Source organism: Streptomyces sp. NPDC058157, assembly GCF_042884105.1.
In the GTDB taxonomy this organism is placed as follows: domain Bacteria; phylum Actinomycetota; class Actinomycetes; order Streptomycetales; family Streptomycetaceae; genus Streptomyces.
The window spans coordinates 18,751-39,582 of record NZ_JBHVUQ010000009.1 but is presented as its reverse complement, the minus strand read 5'-3'; the positions used below and the strand labels follow the sequence as shown (position 1 = coordinate 39,582).

The window sequence follows — 20,832 nt, the reverse complement described above, 5'->3', positions numbered from 1 at the left end:
CGCGCGGCGGTGGATTAGCCGATCTCGCCGCTGCGGCGGCGGCGGACGTAGGTCGCCGTGGTGACCGAGGTCAGGGTCAGGAGGGCCAGGGTGGCCGCTGCGAGGCCGGGGGTGAGGCCCTTGGGGGTGTAGGTGCAGGAGAGGTGGCGGGTGTTCGGGGTGAGGGGGATGGCCAGGAGGCCGTGGAAGTTCGTCGTGGGGGCCGAGCACTGCCAGCCCGGGATGTCCGTCATCGCGAAGACGGCCGTGCCGGTGGCGGTTGCCGGGAGGGTGGCTTCGATGGTGTGGCCGCCCACGTGGACCGCGGTGGCGCCGGAGGTGGTGAGGTCGCGGACGCGGGTGTCCAGGGCCGTGCGGTTCAGGCAGCCGATCGGGTTCGGGCCGGCCGTGGCGTTCTCGGTGCGGGTTTCGACCGTCGCCGTGACCGTGCCGGACGCGGGGACCGGGCCCAGGGGGAGGACCCCGGTCATGCGGTCCTCCAGGGGGAGCGTGCGGTCGCCGGTGCGGAGGGTGCCGTAGAGGGCGGGGGAGTACCAGTAGGCCTCGGAGCCCGGGGTGCAGGTGGCCGTGTACGTCTGGGAGGCGGGCGTGCCCGTGGCGGTGGCTGCCGGGACCTCGTAGACCGTCGCGCCCAGGACCGTCTCCTGGCGGGCGTAGACGCTGGCCGGGGGGTTGGGGGAGGTGTAGGGGGCGGCGGGGCGGACCGTGACCAGGGGAGGGGCGGGCTGCTTCGTCGCCGTCCAGGTGCCGGGGGCCGTGCCCGGGCGGACGCGGGCGCCGATGGAGAAGATCGCGTCCAGGACCGGGTTGTCGGCGCCGAAGAAGGTGCGGCCGTCGTTCTTGTAGCCGTATCCCAGGGGCTCCAGGGCCTGGTACGTGGCCTCCGGGAGGTAGCTGCTGTAGTACTGCGGGCCCTCGGCCCGCAGGGCCAGGGCGTCGTTGTACGAGGTCTGCGGCGCGCCCGAGTCCGTCCGGTAGGCGGGCCAGCCGTCCACCTTCCGGACCGCTTCGTAGTGGTTCGTGATCGAGCGGTTGGAGGTCGGGGCGGGCGCCGCCCAGCGTTCGCGGGAGCGGCGCGCGTCCGCGTTCGCCGCCGCGACCGTGGACTCGGCGAAGACCACGCCGATCATGAGCAGTGCCGCGAGGGGGAGCAGGGCCCGGTGCTTCCCGGAGAGGGAGAGGAGGGTGAGGGCCAGGAGGGAGACGGCCCCGCCGCCCAGGACCGCCGGCCAGGTCCAGCCGCCGAAGTCGTCGGTGTGGCGGAGCACGAAGGTGGCGACGACGAGGAGGCCGGCCGCCAGGGCCAGGTGCAGCGGGCGCGGGCGGTTGGCCAGGGCCAGCCAGGCCAGGACCACGACCATGCCGCTGAACACGAACGTCTCGCGGTAGGGGTTGCCGTTCGGGACGGCCAGGCCGTGCCACACGTACTGGGTGGGCGGGAACTGGAAGGAGAGGAGGACGAGCAAGGTGGCCGCCGCCCAGACCAGGCGGGTGCGGGCGGCGATCCGGGTGTTGAGGAGGAAGCTTCCCGCCAGGATCAGGCCCAGCGAGGCCACGTACAGGCGCGGCCGGCCGCCCCACAGGTGGGTGGCCGGGAGCATGCCGGCCAGGAAGACGTCGACGCGCACCGGGTCGAAGGCCGCGGCCTTCGTCGGCTGCGAGGCACCGCTGGAGAGGAAGGACGGGAGGAGGAGGGGGAGGGTGAGGAGGATGCCCGTCGCGGCGGCCGTGGCGGCGCGGAAGAGGGCGCGCAGGCGCTGCGCGCCCGTCATGTCGCGGGTGAGCAGGCGGACGGCCAGCAGTACGCAGGCGGCCATCGTGGCCATCATCGCCGTGTAGAAGTTCCCGTACCAGGCGAGGCCGACGAGCAGCGCCGCGCCCGGCCAGCGCCGGCCCTCCAGGCACCACTCGACGGCGATGCCGAGGAGGGGGAGGGCCACCAGGCCCCACAGCCACATCGGGATGTACGAGGCGTCGCTCAGCGCCCAGCCGCACAGGCCGTAGCAGGCGCCGAGGACCCCCCGCTGCCACCACGGGCCGGCCTGGAGCTTGCCGAGGTAGACGGTCATCAGCGCGGCGGCCGCGCCCATCGTCACCGGGGTGATCAGGAAGACCGCCAGGTCGACGTGGGCGCGCGGGACGAGGACGACCAGCCAGGAGAACGGGTTGCCGAGGTAGGTGTAGTAGTCGGACAGGAACTGCTGCCCGAAGCCGCCGCGCCAGCTGAACAGGACGTCGCCGGCGGCCTGCCCGTGCACCAGGTCCCACAGGGCGCGGTGGAAGGGCACGTACTGGTTGGCCTGGTCGTTGATGGCCCGGCCGGTGTTGCCGAAGGGGAAGCTGCCGCGGGCCGCCCAGGAGGCGCAGAAGGCGGCCGAGGTGAGGAGGAAGGCCAGCAGCGGGCCGTAGAGGCGGGGGAGGGCGGCACGCCGCCGGGGCACGGGGCCGGGCGGCGGGGATGCGGCCGTCTTCGGCTCCGAGGTGACCGTCCCCAATGTCCTGCTCCTGGCGCTCGTATCGTTTTGAACTGACTCGCTGGGATTCGCTGGCAGTGTAGTTCGCCCGCACTACCACGCCGGTGTGACCTCCGCACGGCCGCCCCGGCTCGGGAGGGCCACACCCAAGGGGCGCCTGAGCTGCGCGGCCGTGCGGGCCGTGGCGGTGCGGCTTATGTTTTGACCGGAGTGGATGCGGTGGGTACGCTCAGACCTTGTGCCTGGGGTGTGCCTGGGCTCCCGCGCGTGTCCATCAACCGCACGGCGAGCCGCATCGGCCACCGAGATTCATGCGCCTCCACGCTTGCGCGGAGCTCCGCCGGATCCGACACACCCGACCGCGTGGGTCGGAAAAGTTCCAGGTTAGCTTCACTACACGGCACACAGAAACCGGAGAAGTAGTGCCTACGATCCAGCAGCTGGTCCGGAAGGGCCGGCAGGACAAGGTCGAGAAGACGAAGACCCCCGCGCTCGAGGCTTCGCCTCAGCGTCGTGGTGTCTGCACGCGTGTGTTCACGACCACCCCGAAGAAGCCGAACTCGGCGCTCCGTAAGGTCGCGCGTGTGCGTCTGACCTCCGGCATCGAGGTCACCGCTTACATTCCGGGTGAGGGACACAACCTGCAGGAGCACTCGATCGTGCTCGTGCGTGGTGGCCGTGTGAAGGACCTGCCGGGTGTTCGTTACAAGATCATCCGCGGTGCGCTTGACACCCAGGCTGTCAAGAACCGCAAGCAGGCCCGCAGCCGCTACGGCGCCAAGAAGGAGAAGTAAGAATGCCTCGTAAGGGCCCCGCCCCGAAGCGCCCGGTCATCATCGACCCGGTCTACGCCTCTCCTCTGGTGACCTCGCTCATCAACAAGATCCTCCTGAACGGCAAGCGCTCCACCGCCGAGCGCATCGTCTACGGCGCCATGGAAGGCCTCCGCGAGAAGACCGGCAACGACCCGGTCATCACGCTGAAGCGCGCGCTGGAGAACGTCAAGCCGTCCCTCGAGGTCAAGTCCCGCCGTGTCGGTGGCGCGACCTACCAGGTTCCCGTCGAGGTCAAGCCGGGTCGTCAGTCGACCCTGGCCCTCCGCTGGCTCGTGGGTTACTCCCGCGCCCGCCGCGAGAAGACCATGACCGAGCGCCTGATGAACGAGCTTCTCGACGCCTCGAACGGCCTCGGTGCGGCCGTCAAGAAGCGCGAGGACACGCACAAGATGGCCGAGTCCAACAAGGCCTTCGCGCACTACCGCTGGTAGTCGCAACCCACATCGAGACCGAGAGAAGACTGAAGCCTTATGGCTACCACTTCGCTTGACCTGGCCAAGGTGCGCAACATCGGCATCATGGCCCACATCGACGCGGGCAAGACGACCACCACCGAGCGCATCCTGTTCTACACCGGTGTGTCGTACAAGATCGGTGAGGTCCACGACGGCGCTGCCACGATGGACTGGATGGAGCAGGAGCAGGAGCGCGGCATCACCATCACGTCCGCCGCGACGACCTGCCACTGGCCGCTCGAGGACGTCGACCACACCATCAACATCATCGACACCCCGGGTCACGTTGACTTCACGGTCGAGGTGGAGCGTTCGCTCCGCGTCCTCGACGGTGCCGTCACCGTGTTCGACGGTGTCGCCGGTGTGGAGCCGCAGTCCGAGACCGTTTGGCGTCAGGCGGACCGCTACGGCGTCCCGCGTATCTGCTTCGTCAACAAGCTCGACCGTACGGGCGCCGAGTTCATGCGCTGCGTCGACATGATCAAGGACCGCCTCGGCGCGGTTCCGATCGTCATGCAGCTGCCGATCGGCTCCGAGGCGGACTTCAAGGGCGTCGTCGACCTCGTCCGCATGAAGGCCCTCGTGTGGTCCGCCGAGGCCACCAAGGGTGAGATGTACGACGTCGTCGACATCCCGGAGACCCACACCGAGCTGGCCGAGGAGTGGCGCGCCACCCTCGTCGAGCAGGTCGCCGAGAACGACGAAGAGATGATGGAGCTCTTCCTCGAGGGCACCGAGCCCACCGAGGAGCAGCTGCACGCGGCCGTGCGCCGCATCATCCTCGGCTCCGGCAAGGGCAAGGGCGAGCCCACGATCACCGCGGTCTTCTGCGGTACGGCGTTCAAGAACAAGGGCGTCCAGCCCCTGCTCGACGCCGTCGTGCGCTACCTCCCGTCGCCGCTCGACATCGAGGCCATCGAGGGCCACGACGTCAAGGACGCCGAGGTCGTCGTCAAGCGCAAGCCGTCGGACGAGGAGCCCCTCGCCGCGCTCGCGTTCAAGATCATGAGCGACCCGCACCTCGGCAAGCTCACCTTCGTCCGGGTTTACTCGGGCCGCCTGGAGGCCGGCACCGCGGTGCTGAACTCCGTCAAGGGCAAGAAGGAGCGCATCGGCAAGATCTACCGCATGCACGCGAACAAGCGTGAGGAGATCGACGCGGTGGGCGCCGGCGACATCGTCGCCGTCATGGGCCTGAAGCAGACCACCACCGGTGAGACGCTGTGTGACGACAAGGCGCCCGTGATCCTGGAGTCCATGGACTTCCCGGCTCCGGTCATCCAGGTCGCCATCGAGCCCGCCTCCAAGGGCGACCAGGAGAAGCTGGGTGTCGCCATCCAGCGTCTCGCGGAAGAGGACCCGTCGTTCCACGTCCACTCGGACGAGGAGACCGGCCAGACCATCCTCGGCGGTATGGGCGAGCTGCACCTCGAGGTGCTGGTCGACCGTATGAAGCGCGAGTTCAAGGTCGTCGCCAACGTCGGCAAGCCGCAGGTCGCGTACCGCGAGACGATCCGCAAGGCCGTCGAGCGTCACGACTACACCCACAAGAAGCAGACCGGTGGTACCGGTCAGTTCGCCAAGGTGCAGATCGCGATCGAGCCGATCACGGACGCCGATGGTCCGGCGTACGAGTTCGTCAACAAGGTCACCGGTGGCCGCGTGCCGAAGGAGTACATCCCTTCGGTCGACGCCGGTGCGCAGGAGGCCATGCAGTTCGGCATCCTCGCCGGCTACGAGATGACGGGCGTCCGCGTCACGCTTCTCGACGGTGGCTACCACGAGGTCGACTCCTCCGAGCTCGCCTTCAAGATCGCTGGTTCGCAGGCCTTCAAGGAGGCCGCGCGCAAGGCTTCGCCCGTTCTGCTCGAGCCGATGATGGCCGTTGAGGTCACCACGCCCGAGGAGTCCATGGGCGATGTCATCGGTGACATCAACTCCCGCCGTGGCCAGATCCAGGCCATGGAGGACCGTCACGGAGCCAAGATTGTCAAGGGCCTCGTGCCCCTCTCGGAGATGTTCGGCTACGTCGGCGACCTCCGCAGCAAGACCTCGGGTCGCGCCAGCTACTCGATGCAGTTCGACTCCTACGCCGAGGTTCCCCGGAACGTCGCCGAGGAGATCATCGCGAAGGCCAAGGGCGAGTAACTCTTCCGAGTTCACGTTTTAGGCTTGTCACCGGAGCCTCTGGGGCAACAGGAGCAACCCTCCCGTTGCCCCGGGGAGCCGGCTTTCCAGCAAAGATCACCTGGCGCCGACGATTCAAGGCGTACAGAACCACTCTCAGGAGGACCCCGTGGCGAAGGCGAAGTTCGAGCGGACTAAGCCGCACGTCAACATCGGCACCATCGGTCACATTGACCACGGTAAGACGACCCTCACGGCCGCCATTACCAAGGTGCTGCACGACAAGTACCCGGACCTGAACGCGGCGTCGGCGTTCGACCAGATCGACAAGGCTCCTGAGGAGCGCCAGCGCGGTATCACCATCTCCATCGCGCACGTCGAGTACCAGACCGAGGCGCGTCACTACGCCCACGTCGACTGCCCGGGTCACGCCGACTACATCAAGAACATGATCACCGGTGCCGCGCAGATGGACGGCGCGATCCTCGTGGTCGCCGCCACCGACGGCCCGATGCCGCAGACCAAGGAGCACGTGCTCCTGGCCCGCCAGGTCGGCGTTCCGTACATCGTCGTCGCCCTGAACAAGGCCGACATGGTGGACGACGAGGAGATCCTGGAGCTCGTCGAGCTCGAGGTCCGTGAGCTGCTCTCCGAGTACGACTTCCCGGGCGACGACCTGCCGGTCGTCCAGGTCTCCGCGCTGAAGGCGCTCGAGGGTGACAAGGAGTGGGGTGACAAGCTCCTCGGCCTGATGGACGCCGTGGACGCCGCGATCCCGACCCCGCCGCGTGACACCGACAAGCCCTTCCTGATGCCCGTCGAGGACGTCTTCACGATCACCGGTCGTGGCACCGTCGTCACCGGCCGCATCGAGCGTGGTGTCCTGAAGGTCAACGAGACCGTTGACATCATCGGCATCAAGCAGGAGAAGACCACCACCACGGTCACCGGCATCGAGATGTTCCGCAAGCTGCTCGACGAGGGCCAGGCCGGTGAGAACGTCGGTCTGCTCCTCCGTGGCATCAAGCGCGAGGACGTCGAGCGCGGCCAGGTCATCATCAAGCCCGGTTCGGTCACGCCGCACACCGAGTTCGAGGCCGCCGCGTACATCCTGTCGAAGGACGAGGGTGGCCGTCACACCCCGTTCTTCAACAACTACCGCCCGCAGTTCTACTTCCGTACCACGGACGTGACCGGCGTCGTGACCCTCCCCGAGGGCACCGAGATGGTCATGCCGGGCGACAACACCGACATGACGGTCGCGCTGATCCAGCCGGTCGCCATGGAGGAGGGCCTGAAGTTCGCCATCCGTGAGGGTGGTCGTACGGTCGGCGCCGGCCAGGTCACCAAGATCACGAAGTAATTCGTGTTCTGACCTGGTAGCTCGCACCAGCGGGCACCATGTGTGACGGAAGGGCCCCTTCCCCACCGCTCCGGCGGCGGGGGAGGGGCCCTTCCACGTACGGCAGGAACGTTCAGGGGTGGGGAGCATGGAGCAGCGGGACGGCGGACGGCCGGAGATATCGGACGAGGAGTGGGCGCGCTTCAGCGAGGAGGTCGCGCGGGAGAGCGCCGGCGCGCCGAAGGAGCCGTCGGCGCGGGCGCGGATGGTCACCGAGCGGCTGCGGCGCGAGGACGAGGAGCGGGCGCGGGCCGGACGCCGGCGGTTCGGGCGGGCGCCGAAGCCGGGGGCGGGGGACCCGCCCGGCTGGCGGACGGGGCCGGCCTGGCAGGAGATGGAGGGCCGGGGGCGGGGCAGGCGGCGCCTCAAGGCCGCGGCGGCGATCGTCGTCATCGCGGGGCTCGCGCTGGTGGCGCTGCGGCCGGAGCTGGTCATCGACCGGCTGACGGGGGAGGCGGACGCCCGCCGGGAGGCGCGGGACGCCGGCCCGCTCGCCGCGGAGACGGCGCGTCCGACCGGGGCGCCGGGGGCGGTGCCGGCCGACCGCCCGACGCTCAAGGAGCCCTTCCGGGGCTCGCCGGCCGCGCAGTGGGCCGACGGCGCCGCCGGCATCGAGCTCCCGGAGGCGGCGGCCGTGGGCGGGATGCCGAAGGAGCGGGTCGCCGACGCGCTGGCCATGACCAAGCAGCTGCTGATCGCGTCGAACCTGGACCCGGCCACCCTGCGGGGCGAGCGGCCCCAGGCGGCGCTGGACCTGCTGGACCCGGCGCAGGAGGACGGGCGGCCCCTCATCGAGCGCGGGCTGAGCGCCCCCTCGGTGGAGGCGGACCCGCTGTGGCTGTTCAGCCGGTTCGACCCGGCGCATGTCCGGCTCGTGGGCGACGTGGTCAAGACGCGCGGCCGGGTGAGCTTCGACAGCGGCCGGGACGGCGAGGTGAAGGTCCACGCCGACTACACCTTCGTCTACCCCCTGGTCCGGGCGAAGGCCGGCTCCGACGAGGTCGCCCGCACCGTCGTGCGGCGGACGGTGACCATGGCCCTCTATGACCCGCGCAAGGTGGTCACGACCCCCGGCAAGCTCCAGGTCGTGGAGTGGCTGGAGAGCGGCGGGAACGACGACTGCCGGCGCGCCGGCACCGGGTTCCTGCACCCGACCTTCGACAGCGAGCGCGTGGCGGCGGGGACGGCCCCGTCCGGGCCGGTCGTCGACCCGTACGACCGGAGCCGGAGCATGGCCGACATGCCGAAGGAGTGCACGACGGCCTCCAGGTCCTGACCTGGGATCCCCGTCGCGTGCCGCGGTTTGACGTGATCGCTCGGCGGGGTATTCTCTTCGGCCCGATTGGCCAGGTACGTGTCTCGTATGGCAGACTACTCAAGTTGCTCGGCTGTGTGCCGATGCTGCGCGCCTCCCGCCGGGAGGACCGGAAGCGAGTCCCACGGTACTCGTCGCCCTTAATCTGCCTCTCGGGGCAGCAATGAGGGCGGACGTACGGGAATCTTCTGGGAAGTGTCAGCACGGTCCGCACCAGGCACTCGGTGGGTGTTTCTCCCCCGATGCGCGGCCCAGGGCCGCACCCCCTTTGATGAGGGAGTTCCCGTATGGGGATTTTCTCGGAGGGAGTGCGACACGCCCGACCGCGTGGGTCGGAGGAGAGGCCGCGGAACCCCGTTCCGCAGCCGACCGGGAGCCAGAGCGTTTCCACACGAGACAGGACTACGGAGTAGCCATGGCGGGACAGAAGATCCGCATCCGGCTCAAGGCCTACGACCACGAGGTCATCGACTCCTCGGCGAAGAAGATCGTCGAGACGGTGACCCGCACTGGTGCGTCGGTCGCGGGCCCGGTGCCGCTGCCCACTGAGAAGAACGTGTACTGCGTCATCAAGTCGCCGCACAAGTACAAGGACTCGCGCGAGCACTTCGAGATGCGCACGCACAAGCGCCTGATCGACATCCTCGACCCGACGCCCAAGACCGTTGACTCGCTGATGCGCCTGGACCTTCCGGCCGGCGTTGACATCGAGATCAAGCTCTGAGAGGCGTCGAGAAGATGGCTAAGCAGATCAAGGGCGTCCTGGGCGAGAAGCTCGGCATGACCCAGGTCTGGGACGAGAACAACCGTGTCGTCCCGGTGACCGTCGTCAAGGCCGGGCCCTGTGTTGTCACCCAGGTCCGTACCAACGACATCGACGGCTACGAGTCGGTCCAGATCGCCTTCGGCGAGATCGACCCGCGCAAGGTGAACAAGCCCCTCAAGGGCCACTTCGCCAAGGCCGACGTGACCCCGCGCCGCCACCTGGTGGAGCTCCGTACCTCCGACGCCAGCGAGTACACGCTCGGCCAGGAGATCACGGCTGCCGTGTTCGAGTCCGGCGTCAAGGTTGACGTCACGGGCAACAGCAAGGGCAAGGGCTTCGCCGGTGTCATGAAGCGCCACAACTTCCGGGGCCTCGGCGCCGGTCACGGTGTGCAGCGCAAGCACCGCTCCCCCGGTTCGATCGGTGGCTGCGCCACCCCTGGGCGTGTCTTCAAGGGCATGCGCATGGCCGGTCGCATGGGTAACGAGCGCGTCACCACCCAGAACCTGACCATCCACGCGGTTGACGCGGAGAAGGGTCTGCTCCTCATCAAGGGCGCGGTCCCCGGTCCGAACGGCGGCCTCGTCCTGGTCCGTACCGCGGCCAAGGGGGCTTGAGGTAATGAGCACCATTGACATCCTTTCGCCGGCTGGCGACAAGGCCGGTACCGTCGAGCTCCCCGCGGAGATCTTCGACGCGAAGACCAGCGTTCCGCTGATCCACCAGGTCGTCGTCGCCCAGCTGGCCGCTGCCCGTCAGGGCACGCACAAGACCAAGACCCGTGGCGAAGTCCGTGGTGGTGGCAAGAAGCCGTACCGCCAGAAGGGCACCGGCCGCGCCCGTCAGGGTTCGACCCGCGCTCCGCAGTTCGCCGGCGGTGGCGTCGTCCACGGCCCGCAGCCGCGTGACTACTCGCAGCGGACCCCCAAGAAGATGAAGGCCGCCGCCCTCCGCGGTGCCCTCTCGGACCGCGCGCGTCACTCCCGCATCCACGTCGTCACCGGCGTGGTCGAGGGTGCCGCCTCCACCAAGGCCGCGAAGACGCTGTTCGGCAAGATCTCGGAGCGCAAGAACCTGCTCCTGGTCGCCGAGCGCTCTGACGAGCTGGCGTGGCTGTCCGCCCGCAACCTGCCCCAGGTTCACATCCTGGAGCCGGGCCAGCTGAACACGTACGACGTGATCGTCTCTGACGACGTGGTCTTCACCCAGGCCGCGCTCGAGTCCTTCGTGTCTGGCCCCAAGGCCGATGAGACCGAAGGGAACGAGGCCTGATGTCTGAGGCGACCGTTACCAGCAAGACCTTCACCGACCCGCGCGACCTGCTGATCAAGCCGGTCGTCTCGGAGAAGAGCTACGCGCTGCTGGACGAGAACAAGTACACGTTCATCGTCGCGCCCGGCGCCAACAAGACCCAGATCAAGCAGGCCGTCGAGGCGGTCTTCTCGGTCAAGGTCACCGGGGTCAACACGATCAACCGTCAGGGTAAGCGCAAGCGCACCAAGACCGGTTTCGGCAAGCGCGCCAACACCAAGCGCGCCATCGTGACCCTTGCCGAGGGCAACCGTATCGACATCTTCGGCGGCCAGGCCTCCTAACGGAGGTCTAGTCGTCCGGAATCGGACGAGGACTGAGAAATGGGTATCCGCAAGTACAAGCCGACGACCCCGGGCCGTCGTGGCTCCAGCGTCGCCGACTTTGTCGAGATCACGCGGTCCACGCCGGAGAAGTCGCTGGTTCGCCCTCTGCACAGCAAGGGCGGCCGTAACAACACCGGCCGGATCACCGTTCGCCACCAGGGTGGCGGACACAAGCGCGCCTACCGAGTGATCGACTTCCGTCGTCACGACAAGGACGGCGTGCCGGCCAAGGTCGCGCACATCGAGTACGACCCCAACCGCACCGCGCGCATCGCGCTGCTGCACTACGCCGACGGCGAGAAGCGCTACATCATCGCGCCGCGCGGTCTGCAGCAGGGTGACCGGATCGAGAACGGCCCCACGGCCGACATCAAGCCGGGCAACAACCTCGCGCTCCGCAACATCCCGGTCGGTACCACGATCCACGCGATCGAGCTCCGTCCCGGTGGCGGCGCGAAGTTCGCCCGCTCCGCTGGTGCCTCCGTGCAGCTGCTCGCGAAGGAGGGCGTGATGGCCCACCTCCGCATGCCGTCCGGTGAGATCCGTCTCGTCGACGCGCGCTGCCGCGCCACCGTCGGCGAGGTCGGCAACGCCGAGCAGTCGAACATCAACTGGGGCAAGGCCGGCCGCATGCGCTGGAAGGGCGTCCGCCCGACCGTCCGCGGTGTCGCGATGAACCCGGTTGACCACCCGCACGGTGGTGGTGAGGGTAAGACCTCCGGTGGTCGTCACCCGGTCTCCCCGTGGGGTCAGAAGGAGGGTCGTACTCGCTCGCCGAAGAAGGCTTCGAGCAAGTACATCGTCCGCCGCCGCAAGACGAACAAGAAGCGCTAGGAGCGGGTTTAGATGCCGCGCAGTCTCAAGAAGGGGCCCTTCGTCGACGACCACCTCGTAAAGAAGGTGGACGCCCAGAACGAAGCCGGCACCAAGAACGTCATCAAGACCTGGTCCCGTCGCTCGATGATCATCCCCAGCATGCTGGGTCACACCATCGCGGTGCACAACGGCAAGACCCACGTCCCGGTGTTCGTCACCGAGTCGATGGTCGGCCACAAGCTCGGCGAGTTCTCGCCGACTCGCACCTTCCGCGGCCACGTCAAGGACGACCGGAAGTCGAAGCGCCGCTAATCGCGGGGTGGTTACGACTATGACTAACACCGAAGGGACAACCATGGAAGCCAGGGCCCAGGCGCGGTACATCCGCGTCACGCCCATGAAGGCCCGCCGCGTGGTGGACCTCATCCGTGGCATGGATGCCACGGAGGCTCAGGCGGTCCTGCGTTTCGCCCCGCAGGCCGCGAGCGTGCCGGTCGGCAAGGTGCTGGACAGCGCCATTGCCAACGCCGCGCACAACTACAACCACCCGGACGCCTCCACGCTGGTCATCAGCGAGGCGTACGTGGACGAGGGCCCGACCCTGAAGCGGTTCCGTCCGCGTGCCCAGGGCCGTGCCTACCGGATCCGCAAGCGGACCAGCCACATCACCGTGGTCGTCAGCAGCAAGGAAGGTTCCCGGTAATGGGCCAGAAGGTAAACCCGCACGGGTTCCGACTCGGCATCACCACGGACTTCAAGTCCCGCTGGTACGCCGACAAGCTGTACAAGGACTACGTCAAGGAAGACGTCGCCATCCGTCGGATGATGACGTCCGGCATGGAGCGCGCCGGCATCTCGAAGGTTGAGATCGAGCGCACCCGTGACCGCGTGCGTGTGGACATCCACACCGCTCGTCCCGGCATCGTCATCGGCCGCCGCGGCGCCGAGGCCGACCGCATCCGCGGTGACCTCGAGAAGCTCACGGGCAAGCAGGTCCAGCTGAACATCCTCGAGGTCAAGAACCCCGAGCTCGACGCTCAGCTGGTTGCTCAGGCCGTCGCCGAGCAGCTCTCCTCCCGCGTCTCCTTCCGTCGTGCCATGCGCAAGAGCATGCAGGGCACCATGAAGGCCGGCGCCAAGGGCATCAAGATCCAGTGTGGCGGCCGTCTCGGCGGCGCCGAGATGTCCCGCTCCGAGTTCTACCGCGAGGGTCGTGTGCCGCTGCACACGCTGCGCGCGAACGTGGACTACGGCTTCTTCGAGGCCAAGACCACCTTCGGCCGTATCGGCGTGAAGGTCTGGATCTACAAGGGCGACGTCAAGAACATCGCCGAGGTTCGCGCCGAGAACGCTGCGGCCCGTGCGGGTAACCGCCCGGCCCGTGGCGCCGGCGCTGGCGACCGTCCCGCCGGCCGTGGTGGCCGTGGTGGCGAGCGCGGCGGCCGTGGTGGCCGCAAGCCGCAGCAGGCTGCTGGTGCCGAGGCCCCCAAGGCCGACGCCCCCGCCGCCGCTCCGGCCGAGAGCACCGGAACGGAGGCCTGACCGACATGCTGATCCCTCGTAGGGTCAAGCACCGCAAGCAGCACCACCCGAAGCGCAGCGGTATGGCCAAGGGCGGTACTGAGGTCTCGTTCGGCGAGTACGGCATCCAGGCGCTCACCCCCGCCTACGTGACGAACCGCCAGATCGAGGCGGCTCGTATCGCGATGACCCGCCACATCAAGCGTGGCGGCAAGGTCTGGATCAACATCTACCCGGACCGTCCGCTGACGAAGAAGCCTGCCGAGACCCGCATGGGTTCCGGTAAGGGTTCCCCGGAGTGGTGGATCGCGAACGTGCACCCGGGCCGGGTCATGTTCGAGCTGTCCTACCCGAACGAAAAGATTGCGCGTGAGGCTCTCACTCGTGCGGCCCACAAGCTGCCGATGAAGTGCCGCATCGTCAAGCGCGAGGCAGGTGAGTCGTGATGGCGACGGGAACCAAGGCGTCCGAGCTCCGCGAGCTCGGCAACGAGGAGCTCGTTGCCAAGCTGCGCGAGGCCAAGGAGGAGCTGTTCAAGCTCCGTTTCCAGGCGGCCACCGGCCAGCTGGAGAACAACGGCCGGCTCAAGTCCGTCCGTAAGGACATCGCTCGCATCTACACCCTGATGCACGAGCGTGAGCTCGGTATCGAGACGGTGGAGAACGCCTGATGAGCGAGAACAACGTGACTGAGACGAACGAGCGCGGCTTCCGCAAGACCCGTGAGGGTCTCGTCGTCAGCGACAAGATGGACAAGACCGTCGTCGTCGCCGTCGAGGACCGCGTCAAGCACGCGCTGTACGGCAAGGTCATCCGCCGTACGAACAAGCTCAAGGCTCACGACGAGCAGAACGCTGCCGGCGTCGGCGACCGCGTCCTCATCATGGAGACGCGTCCGCTGTCGGCGAGCAAGCGCTGGCGCATCGTCGAGATCCTCGAGAAGGCCAAGTAATCACTCCGGGGGGCCTCCCCCGGATTCGTTCCGCCAGGCTCGGTCGGGGCTCCGCGAAGGAGCCCCGGCCGGGAACCGGCAGACAAACAGGAGATAGACGTGATCCAGCAGGAGTCGCGACTGCGTGTCGCCGACAACACTGGTGCCAAGGAGATCCTTTGCATCCGTGTTCTCGGTGGCTCCGGTCGCCGCTACGCGGGCATCGGTGACGTCATCGTCGCCACCGTCAAGGACGCGATCCCCGGCGGCAACGTGAAGAAGGGTGACGTCGTCAAGGCCGTCATCGTTCGCACCGTCAAGGAGCGCCGCCGCCAGGACGGCTCGTACATCCGCTTCGACGAGAACGCCGCCGTCATTCTGAAGAACGACGGCGACCCTCGCGGCACCCGTATCTTCGGCCCCGTCGGCCGTGAGCTGCGCGAGAAGAAGTTCATGAAGATCATCTCGCTCGCGCCGGAGGTGCTGTAAGCATGAAGATCAAGAAGGGCGACCTGGTCCAGGTCATCACCGGTAAGGACAAGGGCAAGCAGGGCAAGGTCATCGCGGCCTTCCCGACCGAGTCCCGCGTCCTGGTCGAGGGTGTCAACCGGGTCAAGAAGCACACCAAGGCTGGGCAGAACCAGGCCGGCGGCATCGTGATCACCGAGGCCCCCGTCCACGTGTCCAACGTCCAGCTGGTCGTGGAGAAGGACGGCAAGAAGGTCGTCACCCGCGTCGGTTTCCGCTTCGACGACGAGGGCAACAAGATCCGCGTTGCCAAGCGCACGGGTGAGGACATCTGATGGCTACCACTCCGCGTCTGAAGACGAAGTACCGCGAGGAGATCGCGGGCAAGATGCGTGAAGAGTTCTCCTACGAGAACGTCATGCAGATTCCCGGCCTCGTCAAGATCGTCGTGAACATGGGTGTCGGCGACGCCGCCCGTGACTCGAAGCTGATCGACGGTGCCATCCGCGACCTGACGACGATCACCGGTCAGAAGCCGGCCGTCACGAAGGCCCGCAAGTCCATCGCGCAGTTCAAGCTGCGTGAGGGTCAGCCGATCGGCTGCCACGTCACCCTCCGTGGTGACCGCATGTGGGAGTTCCTGGACCGTACGCTGTCGCTCGCGCTGCCGCGTATCCGTGACTTCCGTGGTCTGTCGCCGAAGCAGTTCGACGGCCGTGGCAACTACACCTTCGGTCTCACCGAGCAGGTCATGTTCCACGAGATCGACCAGGACAAGATCGACCGTACCCGGGGTATGGACATCACCGTGGTGACCACGGCGACCAACGACGCTGAGGGCCGCGCGCTCCTCCGTCACCTCGGCTTCCCCTTCAAGGAGGCGTAAGCGAGATGGCGAAGAAGGCTCTCATCGCGAAGGCTGCCCGCAAGCCCAAGTTCGGTGTGCGTGCGTACACCCGCTGCCAGCGCTGCGGTCGTCCCCACTCCGTGTACCGCAAGTTCGGCCTCTGCCGCGTGTGCCTCCGTGAGATGGCTCACCGTGGCGAGCTGCCGGGCGTGACCAAGAGCTCCTGGTAAATCCGCTTCACCCTTTGGGTGTTGAGGTTTTCCAGACGCTCTCGGTAAGCATCAGGTCGGCGGACCGCCCTGCCCACATGCCGTAGGCTTGTGGGGTTGGGCGTCCGCCGCCCTATCGACTTACTACGCCGTAGGTCCCCGTGCCGCACCCGTCCCGCCACCGAGTGGGGAGAGGGATGGCACATACAGGAAACCCCGGCGAGAGAGGCCGAAGGCCACTTTCATGACCATGACTGACCCGATCGCAGACATGCTCACGCGTCTGCGTAACGCTAACTCGGCGTACCACGACACCGTCGTGATGCCGCACAGCAAGATCAAGTCGCACATCGCGGAGATCCTCAAGCAGGAGGGTTTCATCACCGGCTGGAAGGTCGAGGACGCCGAGGTCGGCAAGAACCTCGTCCTCGAGCTGAAGTTCGGGCCGAACCGTGAGCGCTCCATCGCGGGCATCAAGCGGATCTCGAAGCCCGGTCTGCGCGTGTACGCGAAGTCCACCAACCTGCCGAAGGTCCTCGGTGGCCTGGGCGTGGCGATCATCTCCACGTCGCACGGTCTCCTGACCGGTCAGCAGGCAGGCAAGAAGGGCGTAGGTGGGGAAGTCCTCGCCTACGTCTGGTAGTCGGGAACGGAGGAAAAGCAATGTCGCGAATCGGCAAGCTCCCCATCCAGGTTCCCGCCGGTGTGGACGTCACCATCGATGGCCAGACGGTCGCGGTGAAGGGCCCCAAGGGTTCCCTCACGCACGTCGTCAAGGCGCCGATCGAGATCGTCAAGGGTGAGGACGGCGTTCTGAACGTCACCCGCCCGAACGACGAGCGTCAGAACAAGGCCCTGCACGGCCTGTCCCGCACGCTGGTGGCGAACATGATCACCGGCGTGACCACGGGTTACGTGAAGGCTCTCGAGATCAGCGGTGTCGGTTACCGCGTGGCCGCGAAGGGCTCCGACCTGGAGTTCCAGCTCGGCTACAGCCACCCGATCCTGGTCGAGGCGCCCGAGGGCATCTCGTTCAAGGTCGAGTCCCCGACCAAGTTCTCGGTCGAGGGCATCGACAAGCAGAAGGTCGGCGAGGTCGCCGCCAACATCCGCAAGCTGCGGAAGCCCGACCCGTACAAGGCCAAGGGTGTCAAGTACGCCGGCGAGGTCATCCGCCGCAAGGTCGGAAAGGCTGGTAAGTAGCCATGGCATACGGTGTGAAGATCGCCAAGGGCGACGCGTACAAGCGCGCTGCCAAGGCTCGCCGCCACATCCGCATCCGCAAGAACGTCTCGGGTACGGCGGAGCGTCCGCGCCTCGTCGTGACGCGTTCGAACCGCAACATCGTTGCTCAGGTCATCGACGACCTCCAGGGCCACACCCTGGCGTCCGCGTCGACCCTGGACGCTTCGATCCGCGGTGGCGAAGGCGACAAGAGCGCCCAGGCCCAGGCCGTCGGCGCGCTCGTCGCCGAGCGTGCGAAGGCTGCCGGCGTCGAGACCGTCGTCTTTGACCGCGGTGGCAACCGATACGCCGGGCGCATTGCCGCTCTGGCTGACGCCGCCCGCGAAGCCGGGCTGAAGTTCTAAGCCCCGGTTCCGGGACTCACGGACGTAACAGAGAGAGGTAATCCAATGGCTGGACCCCAGCGCCGCGGCAGCGGTGCCGGTGGCGGCGAGCGGCGGGACCGGAAGGGTCGCGACGGTGGCGCTGCCGCCGAGAAGACCGCTTACGTTGAGCGCGTTGTCGCGATCAACCGCGTCGCCAAGGTTGTCAAGGGTGGTCGTCGCTTCAGCTTCACCGCGCTCGTCGTGGTGGGTGACGGTGACGGCACCGTAGGTGTCGGTTACGGCAAGGCCAAGGAAGTTCCCGCGGCCATCGCCAAGGGCGTCGAGGAAGCCAAGAAGAACTTCTTCAAGGTTCCCCGCATCCAGGGCACCATCCCGCACCCGATCCAGGGCGAGAAGGCGGCCGGCGTTGTCCTGCTGAAGCCTGCTTCCCCCGGTACCGGTGTTATCGCCGGTGGCCCGGTGCGCGCCGTTCTGGAGTGCGCCGGCGTTCACGACATCCTGTCGAAGTCGCTCGGCTCCGACAACGCGATCAACATCGTGCACGCGACCGTGGAGGCCCTCAAGGGCCTGCAGCGTCCCGAGGAGATCGCGGCTCGCCGTGGTCTGCCCCTCGAGGACGTCGCTCCCGCGGCTCTCCTTCGTGCGCGCGCTGGGGCGGGTGTCTGATGGCCCGCCTCAAGATCACGCAGACGAAGTCGTACATCGGCAGCAAGCAGAACCACCGCGACACCCTTCGTTCGCTCGGGCTCAAGCGCCTGAACGACGTGGTCGTCAAGGAGGACCGCCCCGAGTTCCGCGGCATGGTGCACACCGTCCGCCACCTCGTGACGGTTGAGGAGGTTGACTAATCATGGCTGAGAACAGCCCGCTGAAGGCTCACAACCTCCGTCCCGCCCCCGGTGCCAAGACCGCGAAGACCCGTGTCGGTCGTGGTGAGGCGTCGAAGGGTAAGACGGCTGGTCGTGGTACCAAGGGTACGAAGGCCCGCTACCAGGTTCCGCAGCGCTTCGAGGGTGGGCAGATGCCCCTCCACATGCGCCTGCCGAAGCTGAAGGGCTTCAAGAACCCGTTCCGCACCGAGTTCCAGGTGGTCAACCTGGACAAGCTCGGTGCCCTCTACCCCGAGGGTGGAGAGGTCACGGTGGCCGACCTGGTCGCCAAGGGCGCGGTTCGCAAGAACAGCCTCGTCAAGGTCCTGGGCCAGGGCGAGATCTCCGTGGCGCTGACGGTTTCGGTTGACGCCGTCTCCGCCTCCGCCAAGGAGAAGATTGCCGCCGCCGGCGGTTCCGTGACCGAGCTCGTCTAAGACGAACTCTGTGACAAATAGCTAAAACCCGACCGGGGATGCCTCACATATGGGGCATCCCCGGTTGGTCGTTCCACGGGGGGCGCAGTCGCCGGTAAGGTGGCCTGCACCTTTGCTTGTACGTAATCGTCGATCCTCAGACCGTCACCTCTGACGCAGTAGCGCGGGGGTCGCAGGAGGCACCGTGCTCACCGCGTTCGCCCGGGCGTTCAAGACGCCCGACCTGCGCAAGAAGCTGCTCTTCACGCTCGGCATCATCGTGCTGTATCGGCTCGGGTCCCACATCCCGGTACCCGGCGTGAGCTACAAGAACGTTCAGATCTGTGTGGACCAGATGGGGAGCAGCAACAGCCTCTTCGGTCTGGTCAACATGTTCAGCGGCGGTGCGCTGCTGCAGATCACGATCTTCGCGCTCGGCATCATGCCGTACATCACCGCGAGCATCATCCTGCAGCTGCTGACCGTGGTCATCCCGAAGCTGGAGAACCTCAAGAAAGAGGGACAGGCCGGCACCTCGAAGATCACTCAGTACACGCGCTATCTGACGGTCGCGCTCGCGATCCTCCAGGGCACCGGCCTCGTCGCCACCGCGCGTACCGGCGCCCTGTTCGGCAGCTGCCCCGTCGCTCGCGAGATCGTCCCGGACCGCTCGATCTTCACCACCATCACGATGGTGGTCACCATGACCGCCGGTACCTGCATCGTCATGTGGCTCGGCGAGCTCATCACGGACCGCGGCATCGGCAACGGCATGTCGATCCTGATGTTCATCTCGATCGCCGCCGGCTTCGTCTCCGCCCTGTGGACGATCAAGCTCCAGGGCAAGATCGCTGGTGGCTGGGTCGAGTTCGCGGTCGTCATCCTCGTCGGCCTCGCGATGGTGGCCCTCGTGGTCTTCGTCGAGCAGGCGCAGCGCAGGATCCCGGTCCAGTACGCGAAGCGCATGATCGGTCGCCGTGCCTACGGCGGCACGTCCACCTACATCCCGCTCAAGGTGAACCAGGCCGGTGTCATCCCGGTCATCTTCGCCTCGTCGCTGCTGTACATCCCGGCCCTGATCGTGCAGTTCAGCGGCTCGACCGCGAGCTGGGCGACCTGGATCCAGAAGCACTTCGTCAAGGGCGACCACCCGTACTACATCGCCGCCTACTTCCTCCTGATCGTCTTCTTCGCGTTCTTCTACGTGGCGATCTCGTTCAACCCCGAGGAAGTTGCCGACAACATGAAGAAGTATGGTGGGTTCATCCCGGGCATCCGCGCCGGCCGGCCTACCGCTGAGTACCTGAGCTACGTACTCAACCGGATCACCTGGCCGGGCTCGCTGTACCTGGGTCTCATCGCTCTAGTGCCGACAATGGCGTTGGCCGGCTTCGGAGCGAACCAGAACTTCCCGTTCGGCGGGACGAGCATCCTGATCATCGTGGGTGTGGGTCTGGAAACCGTGAAGCAGATCGAGAGCCAGCTCCAGCAGCGCAACTACGAAGGGTTCCTCCGCTGATGCGAATCGTCCTCGTCGGACCCCCCGGGGCGGGCAAGGGAACGCAGGCCGCGTTCCTCGCCAAGAACCTGTCGATCCCGCACATCTCCACGGGCGACCTCTTCCGCGCCAACATCAGCCAGGGCACGGAGCTGGGTGTGCGCGCCAAGGCGTTCATGGACGCCGGCGAGCTCGTCCCGGACGAGATCACCATCGGCATGGCCAAGGACCGCATGGAGCAGCCGGACGCCGCGAACGGCTTCCTGCTCGACGGCTTCCCGCGCAACGTGGCCCAGGCCGAGGCCCTGGACGCGATGCTGACCGGTGCAGGCATGAAGCTGGACGCCGTCCTCGACCTGGAGGTCGAGGAGGACGAGGTCGTCAAGCGCATCGCCGGCCGGCGCATCTGCCGCCAGGACTCCGCGCACGTCTTCCACGTGATCTACGCGGCGCCGAAGGTCGAGGGCGTCTGCGACCAGTGCGGCGGCGAGCTGTACCAGCGCGGCGACGACTCCGAGGCCACGGTCCGCAACCGGCTGGAGGTCTACCACACGCAGACCGAGCCGATCATCGACTACTACAAGGCCCAGGGCCTGCTGGTGACGATCTCCGCCCTCGGCGAGGTGCACGAGATCACCAAGCGGGCGATGGACGCCCTGAAGAAGTAGTCACTCC

29 protein-coding genes are annotated in these 20,832 nt (G+C 67.2%); 28 read left to right on the top strand and 1 reads right to left on the bottom strand.

The annotated features are described in order from the left end of the window. Nucleotides 1-14: 14 nt before the first annotated feature. Nucleotides 15-2,495 (bottom strand): YfhO family protein, encoded by a 2,481-nt coding sequence (locus ACFVXK_RS04245; RefSeq protein WP_389610003.1) that lies wholly within the window; start codon nucleotides 2,493-2,495, stop codon nucleotides 15-17. 401 nt (nucleotides 2,496-2,896) lie between these two features. On the opposite strand from ACFVXK_RS04245, the gene rpsL reads away from it, so the two are divergent. From rpsL to ACFVXK_RS04105, 28 genes are all read left to right on the top strand, one after another. Further along, nucleotides 2,897-3,268 carry a 30S ribosomal protein S12 gene (rpsL, locus tag ACFVXK_RS04240; RefSeq protein WP_007265893.1) on the top strand — a complete coding sequence of 124 codons (372 nt, stop codon included), beginning with the start codon at nucleotides 2,897-2,899 and terminating at the stop codon, nucleotides 3,266-3,268. A gap of 2 nt (nucleotides 3,269-3,270) precedes the next feature. Beyond that, on the top strand, nucleotides 3,271-3,741 hold the full coding sequence (gene rpsG / locus ACFVXK_RS04235) for a 30S ribosomal protein S7 (RefSeq protein ID WP_007265894.1): 471 nt from the start codon (nucleotides 3,271-3,273) through the stop codon (nucleotides 3,739-3,741). A gap of 39 nt (nucleotides 3,742-3,780) precedes the next feature. Beyond that, complete coding sequence (gene fusA / locus ACFVXK_RS04230) at nucleotides 3,781-5,913, top strand: elongation factor G (RefSeq protein ID WP_389610002.1); 2,133 nt, start codon at nucleotides 3,781-3,783, stop codon at nucleotides 5,911-5,913. Nucleotides 5,914-6,061: 148 nt separating this feature from the next. Beyond that, nucleotides 6,062-7,255, top strand: a complete 1,194-nt coding sequence (gene tuf, locus ACFVXK_RS04225; RefSeq protein WP_362054844.1) for an elongation factor Tu — start codon at nucleotides 6,062-6,064, stop codon at nucleotides 7,253-7,255. A gap of 127 nt (nucleotides 7,256-7,382) precedes the next feature. Beyond that, nucleotides 7,383-8,570: a hypothetical protein gene (locus ACFVXK_RS04220; protein WP_389610001.1), complete on the top strand. Its 1,188-nt coding sequence runs from the start codon at nucleotides 7,383-7,385 to the stop codon at nucleotides 8,568-8,570. Between the two features lie 454 nt (nucleotides 8,571-9,024). Next, on the top strand, nucleotides 9,025-9,333 hold the full coding sequence (gene rpsJ / locus ACFVXK_RS04215; RefSeq protein ID WP_003948644.1) for a 30S ribosomal protein S10: 309 nt from the start codon (nucleotides 9,025-9,027) through the stop codon (nucleotides 9,331-9,333). A 14-nt stretch (nucleotides 9,334-9,347) separates the two neighbouring features. Beyond that, nucleotides 9,348-9,992 carry a 50S ribosomal protein L3 gene (gene rplC / locus ACFVXK_RS04210; RefSeq protein WP_045945285.1) on the top strand — a complete coding sequence of 215 codons (645 nt, stop codon included), beginning with the start codon at nucleotides 9,348-9,350 and terminating at the stop codon, nucleotides 9,990-9,992. A 4-nt stretch (nucleotides 9,993-9,996) separates the two neighbouring features. Beyond that, nucleotides 9,997-10,647: a 50S ribosomal protein L4 gene (gene rplD, locus ACFVXK_RS04205; protein WP_007265900.1), complete on the top strand. Its 651-nt coding sequence runs from the start codon at nucleotides 9,997-9,999 to the stop codon at nucleotides 10,645-10,647. Next, a complete protein-coding gene (gene rplW / locus ACFVXK_RS04200; RefSeq protein WP_007265901.1) occupies nucleotides 10,647-10,970 on the top strand; it encodes a 50S ribosomal protein L23 in 324 nt (107 codons plus the stop codon). Before rplD ends, rplW begins: the two co-directional genes overlap by 1 nt. A 39-nt stretch (nucleotides 10,971-11,009) precedes the next feature. Further along, nucleotides 11,010-11,846, top strand: a complete 837-nt coding sequence (gene rplB, locus ACFVXK_RS04195; RefSeq protein WP_125822122.1) for a 50S ribosomal protein L2 — start codon at nucleotides 11,010-11,012, stop codon at nucleotides 11,844-11,846. Between the two features lie 12 nt (nucleotides 11,847-11,858). Then, nucleotides 11,859-12,140 carry a 30S ribosomal protein S19 gene (rpsS, locus tag ACFVXK_RS04190; RefSeq protein ID WP_007265903.1) on the top strand — a complete coding sequence of 94 codons (282 nt, stop codon included), beginning with the start codon at nucleotides 11,859-11,861 and terminating at the stop codon, nucleotides 12,138-12,140. Nucleotides 12,141-12,183: 43 nt separating this feature from the next. Continuing rightward, a complete protein-coding gene (gene rplV, locus ACFVXK_RS04185) occupies nucleotides 12,184-12,531 on the top strand; it encodes a 50S ribosomal protein L22 (protein ID WP_007265904.1) in 348 nt (115 codons plus the stop codon). Continuing rightward, nucleotides 12,531-13,370: a 30S ribosomal protein S3 gene (gene rpsC / locus ACFVXK_RS04180; protein ID WP_007265905.1), complete on the top strand. Its 840-nt coding sequence runs from the start codon at nucleotides 12,531-12,533 to the stop codon at nucleotides 13,368-13,370. The genes rplV and rpsC overlap by 1 nt, the downstream gene beginning before the upstream one ends. 5 nt (nucleotides 13,371-13,375) lie before the next feature. Further along, nucleotides 13,376-13,795, top strand: a complete 420-nt coding sequence (gene rplP / locus ACFVXK_RS04175; RefSeq protein WP_007265906.1) for a 50S ribosomal protein L16 — start codon at nucleotides 13,376-13,378, stop codon at nucleotides 13,793-13,795. After that, on the top strand, nucleotides 13,795-14,019 hold the full coding sequence (gene rpmC / locus ACFVXK_RS04170; protein WP_007265907.1) for a 50S ribosomal protein L29: 225 nt from the start codon (nucleotides 13,795-13,797) through the stop codon (nucleotides 14,017-14,019). The genes rplP and rpmC overlap by 1 nt, the downstream gene beginning before the upstream one ends. Further along, on the top strand, nucleotides 14,019-14,300 hold the full coding sequence (rpsQ, locus tag ACFVXK_RS04165; protein ID WP_054222531.1) for a 30S ribosomal protein S17: 282 nt from the start codon (nucleotides 14,019-14,021) through the stop codon (nucleotides 14,298-14,300). Before rpmC ends, rpsQ begins: the two co-directional genes overlap by 1 nt. Before the next feature lie 99 nt (nucleotides 14,301-14,399). Beyond that, the gene (gene rplN, locus ACFVXK_RS04160) at nucleotides 14,400-14,768 is read left to right on the top strand and encodes a 50S ribosomal protein L14 (RefSeq protein ID WP_003956455.1); all 369 of its coding nucleotides are present in this window, start codon (nucleotides 14,400-14,402) and stop codon (nucleotides 14,766-14,768) included. Between the two features lie 2 nt (nucleotides 14,769-14,770). Further along, nucleotides 14,771-15,082 (top strand): 50S ribosomal protein L24, encoded by a 312-nt coding sequence (gene rplX, locus ACFVXK_RS04155; protein ID WP_007265909.1) that lies wholly within the window; start codon nucleotides 14,771-14,773, stop codon nucleotides 15,080-15,082. After that, nucleotides 15,082-15,633: a 50S ribosomal protein L5 gene (gene rplE / locus ACFVXK_RS04150; protein ID WP_358893649.1), complete on the top strand. Its 552-nt coding sequence runs from the start codon at nucleotides 15,082-15,084 to the stop codon at nucleotides 15,631-15,633. The genes rplX and rplE overlap by 1 nt, the downstream gene beginning before the upstream one ends. 5 nt (nucleotides 15,634-15,638) lie before the next feature. Next, nucleotides 15,639-15,824, top strand: coding sequence for a type Z 30S ribosomal protein S14 (locus ACFVXK_RS04145; RefSeq protein WP_003956452.1), 186 nt, complete (start codon nucleotides 15,639-15,641; stop codon nucleotides 15,822-15,824). A 223-nt stretch (nucleotides 15,825-16,047) separates the two neighbouring features. Beyond that, nucleotides 16,048-16,446, top strand: coding sequence for a 30S ribosomal protein S8 (gene rpsH, locus ACFVXK_RS04140; RefSeq protein WP_007265911.1), 399 nt, complete (start codon nucleotides 16,048-16,050; stop codon nucleotides 16,444-16,446). Between the two features lie 20 nt (nucleotides 16,447-16,466). Next, a complete protein-coding gene (gene rplF, locus ACFVXK_RS04135) occupies nucleotides 16,467-17,006 on the top strand; it encodes a 50S ribosomal protein L6 (RefSeq protein ID WP_389610000.1) in 540 nt (179 codons plus the stop codon). A gap of 2 nt (nucleotides 17,007-17,008) precedes the next feature. After that, entirely contained in the window at nucleotides 17,009-17,392 is a 384-nt protein-coding gene (gene rplR, locus ACFVXK_RS04130) for a 50S ribosomal protein L18 (RefSeq protein WP_030026334.1), read from the top strand. 45 nt (nucleotides 17,393-17,437) lie between these two features. Next, nucleotides 17,438-18,040: a 30S ribosomal protein S5 gene (rpsE, locus tag ACFVXK_RS04125; RefSeq protein ID WP_007265914.1), complete on the top strand. Its 603-nt coding sequence runs from the start codon at nucleotides 17,438-17,440 to the stop codon at nucleotides 18,038-18,040. Further along, nucleotides 18,040-18,222, top strand: coding sequence for a 50S ribosomal protein L30 (gene rpmD / locus ACFVXK_RS04120; protein WP_005313525.1), 183 nt, complete (start codon nucleotides 18,040-18,042; stop codon nucleotides 18,220-18,222). The genes rpsE and rpmD overlap by 1 nt, the downstream gene beginning before the upstream one ends. Nucleotides 18,223-18,224: 2 nt before the next feature. Next, on the top strand, nucleotides 18,225-18,680 hold the full coding sequence (rplO, locus tag ACFVXK_RS04115) for a 50S ribosomal protein L15 (protein WP_042812339.1): 456 nt from the start codon (nucleotides 18,225-18,227) through the stop codon (nucleotides 18,678-18,680). 184 nt (nucleotides 18,681-18,864) lie between these two features. Then, nucleotides 18,865-20,178, top strand: a complete 1,314-nt coding sequence (gene secY, locus ACFVXK_RS04110) for a preprotein translocase subunit SecY (RefSeq protein ID WP_389609999.1) — start codon at nucleotides 18,865-18,867, stop codon at nucleotides 20,176-20,178. After that, the gene (locus ACFVXK_RS04105) at nucleotides 20,178-20,825 is read left to right on the top strand and encodes an adenylate kinase (protein ID WP_389609998.1); all 648 of its coding nucleotides are present in this window, start codon (nucleotides 20,178-20,180) and stop codon (nucleotides 20,823-20,825) included. Before secY ends, ACFVXK_RS04105 begins: the two co-directional genes overlap by 1 nt. Nucleotides 20,826-20,832: the final 7 nt, after the last annotated feature.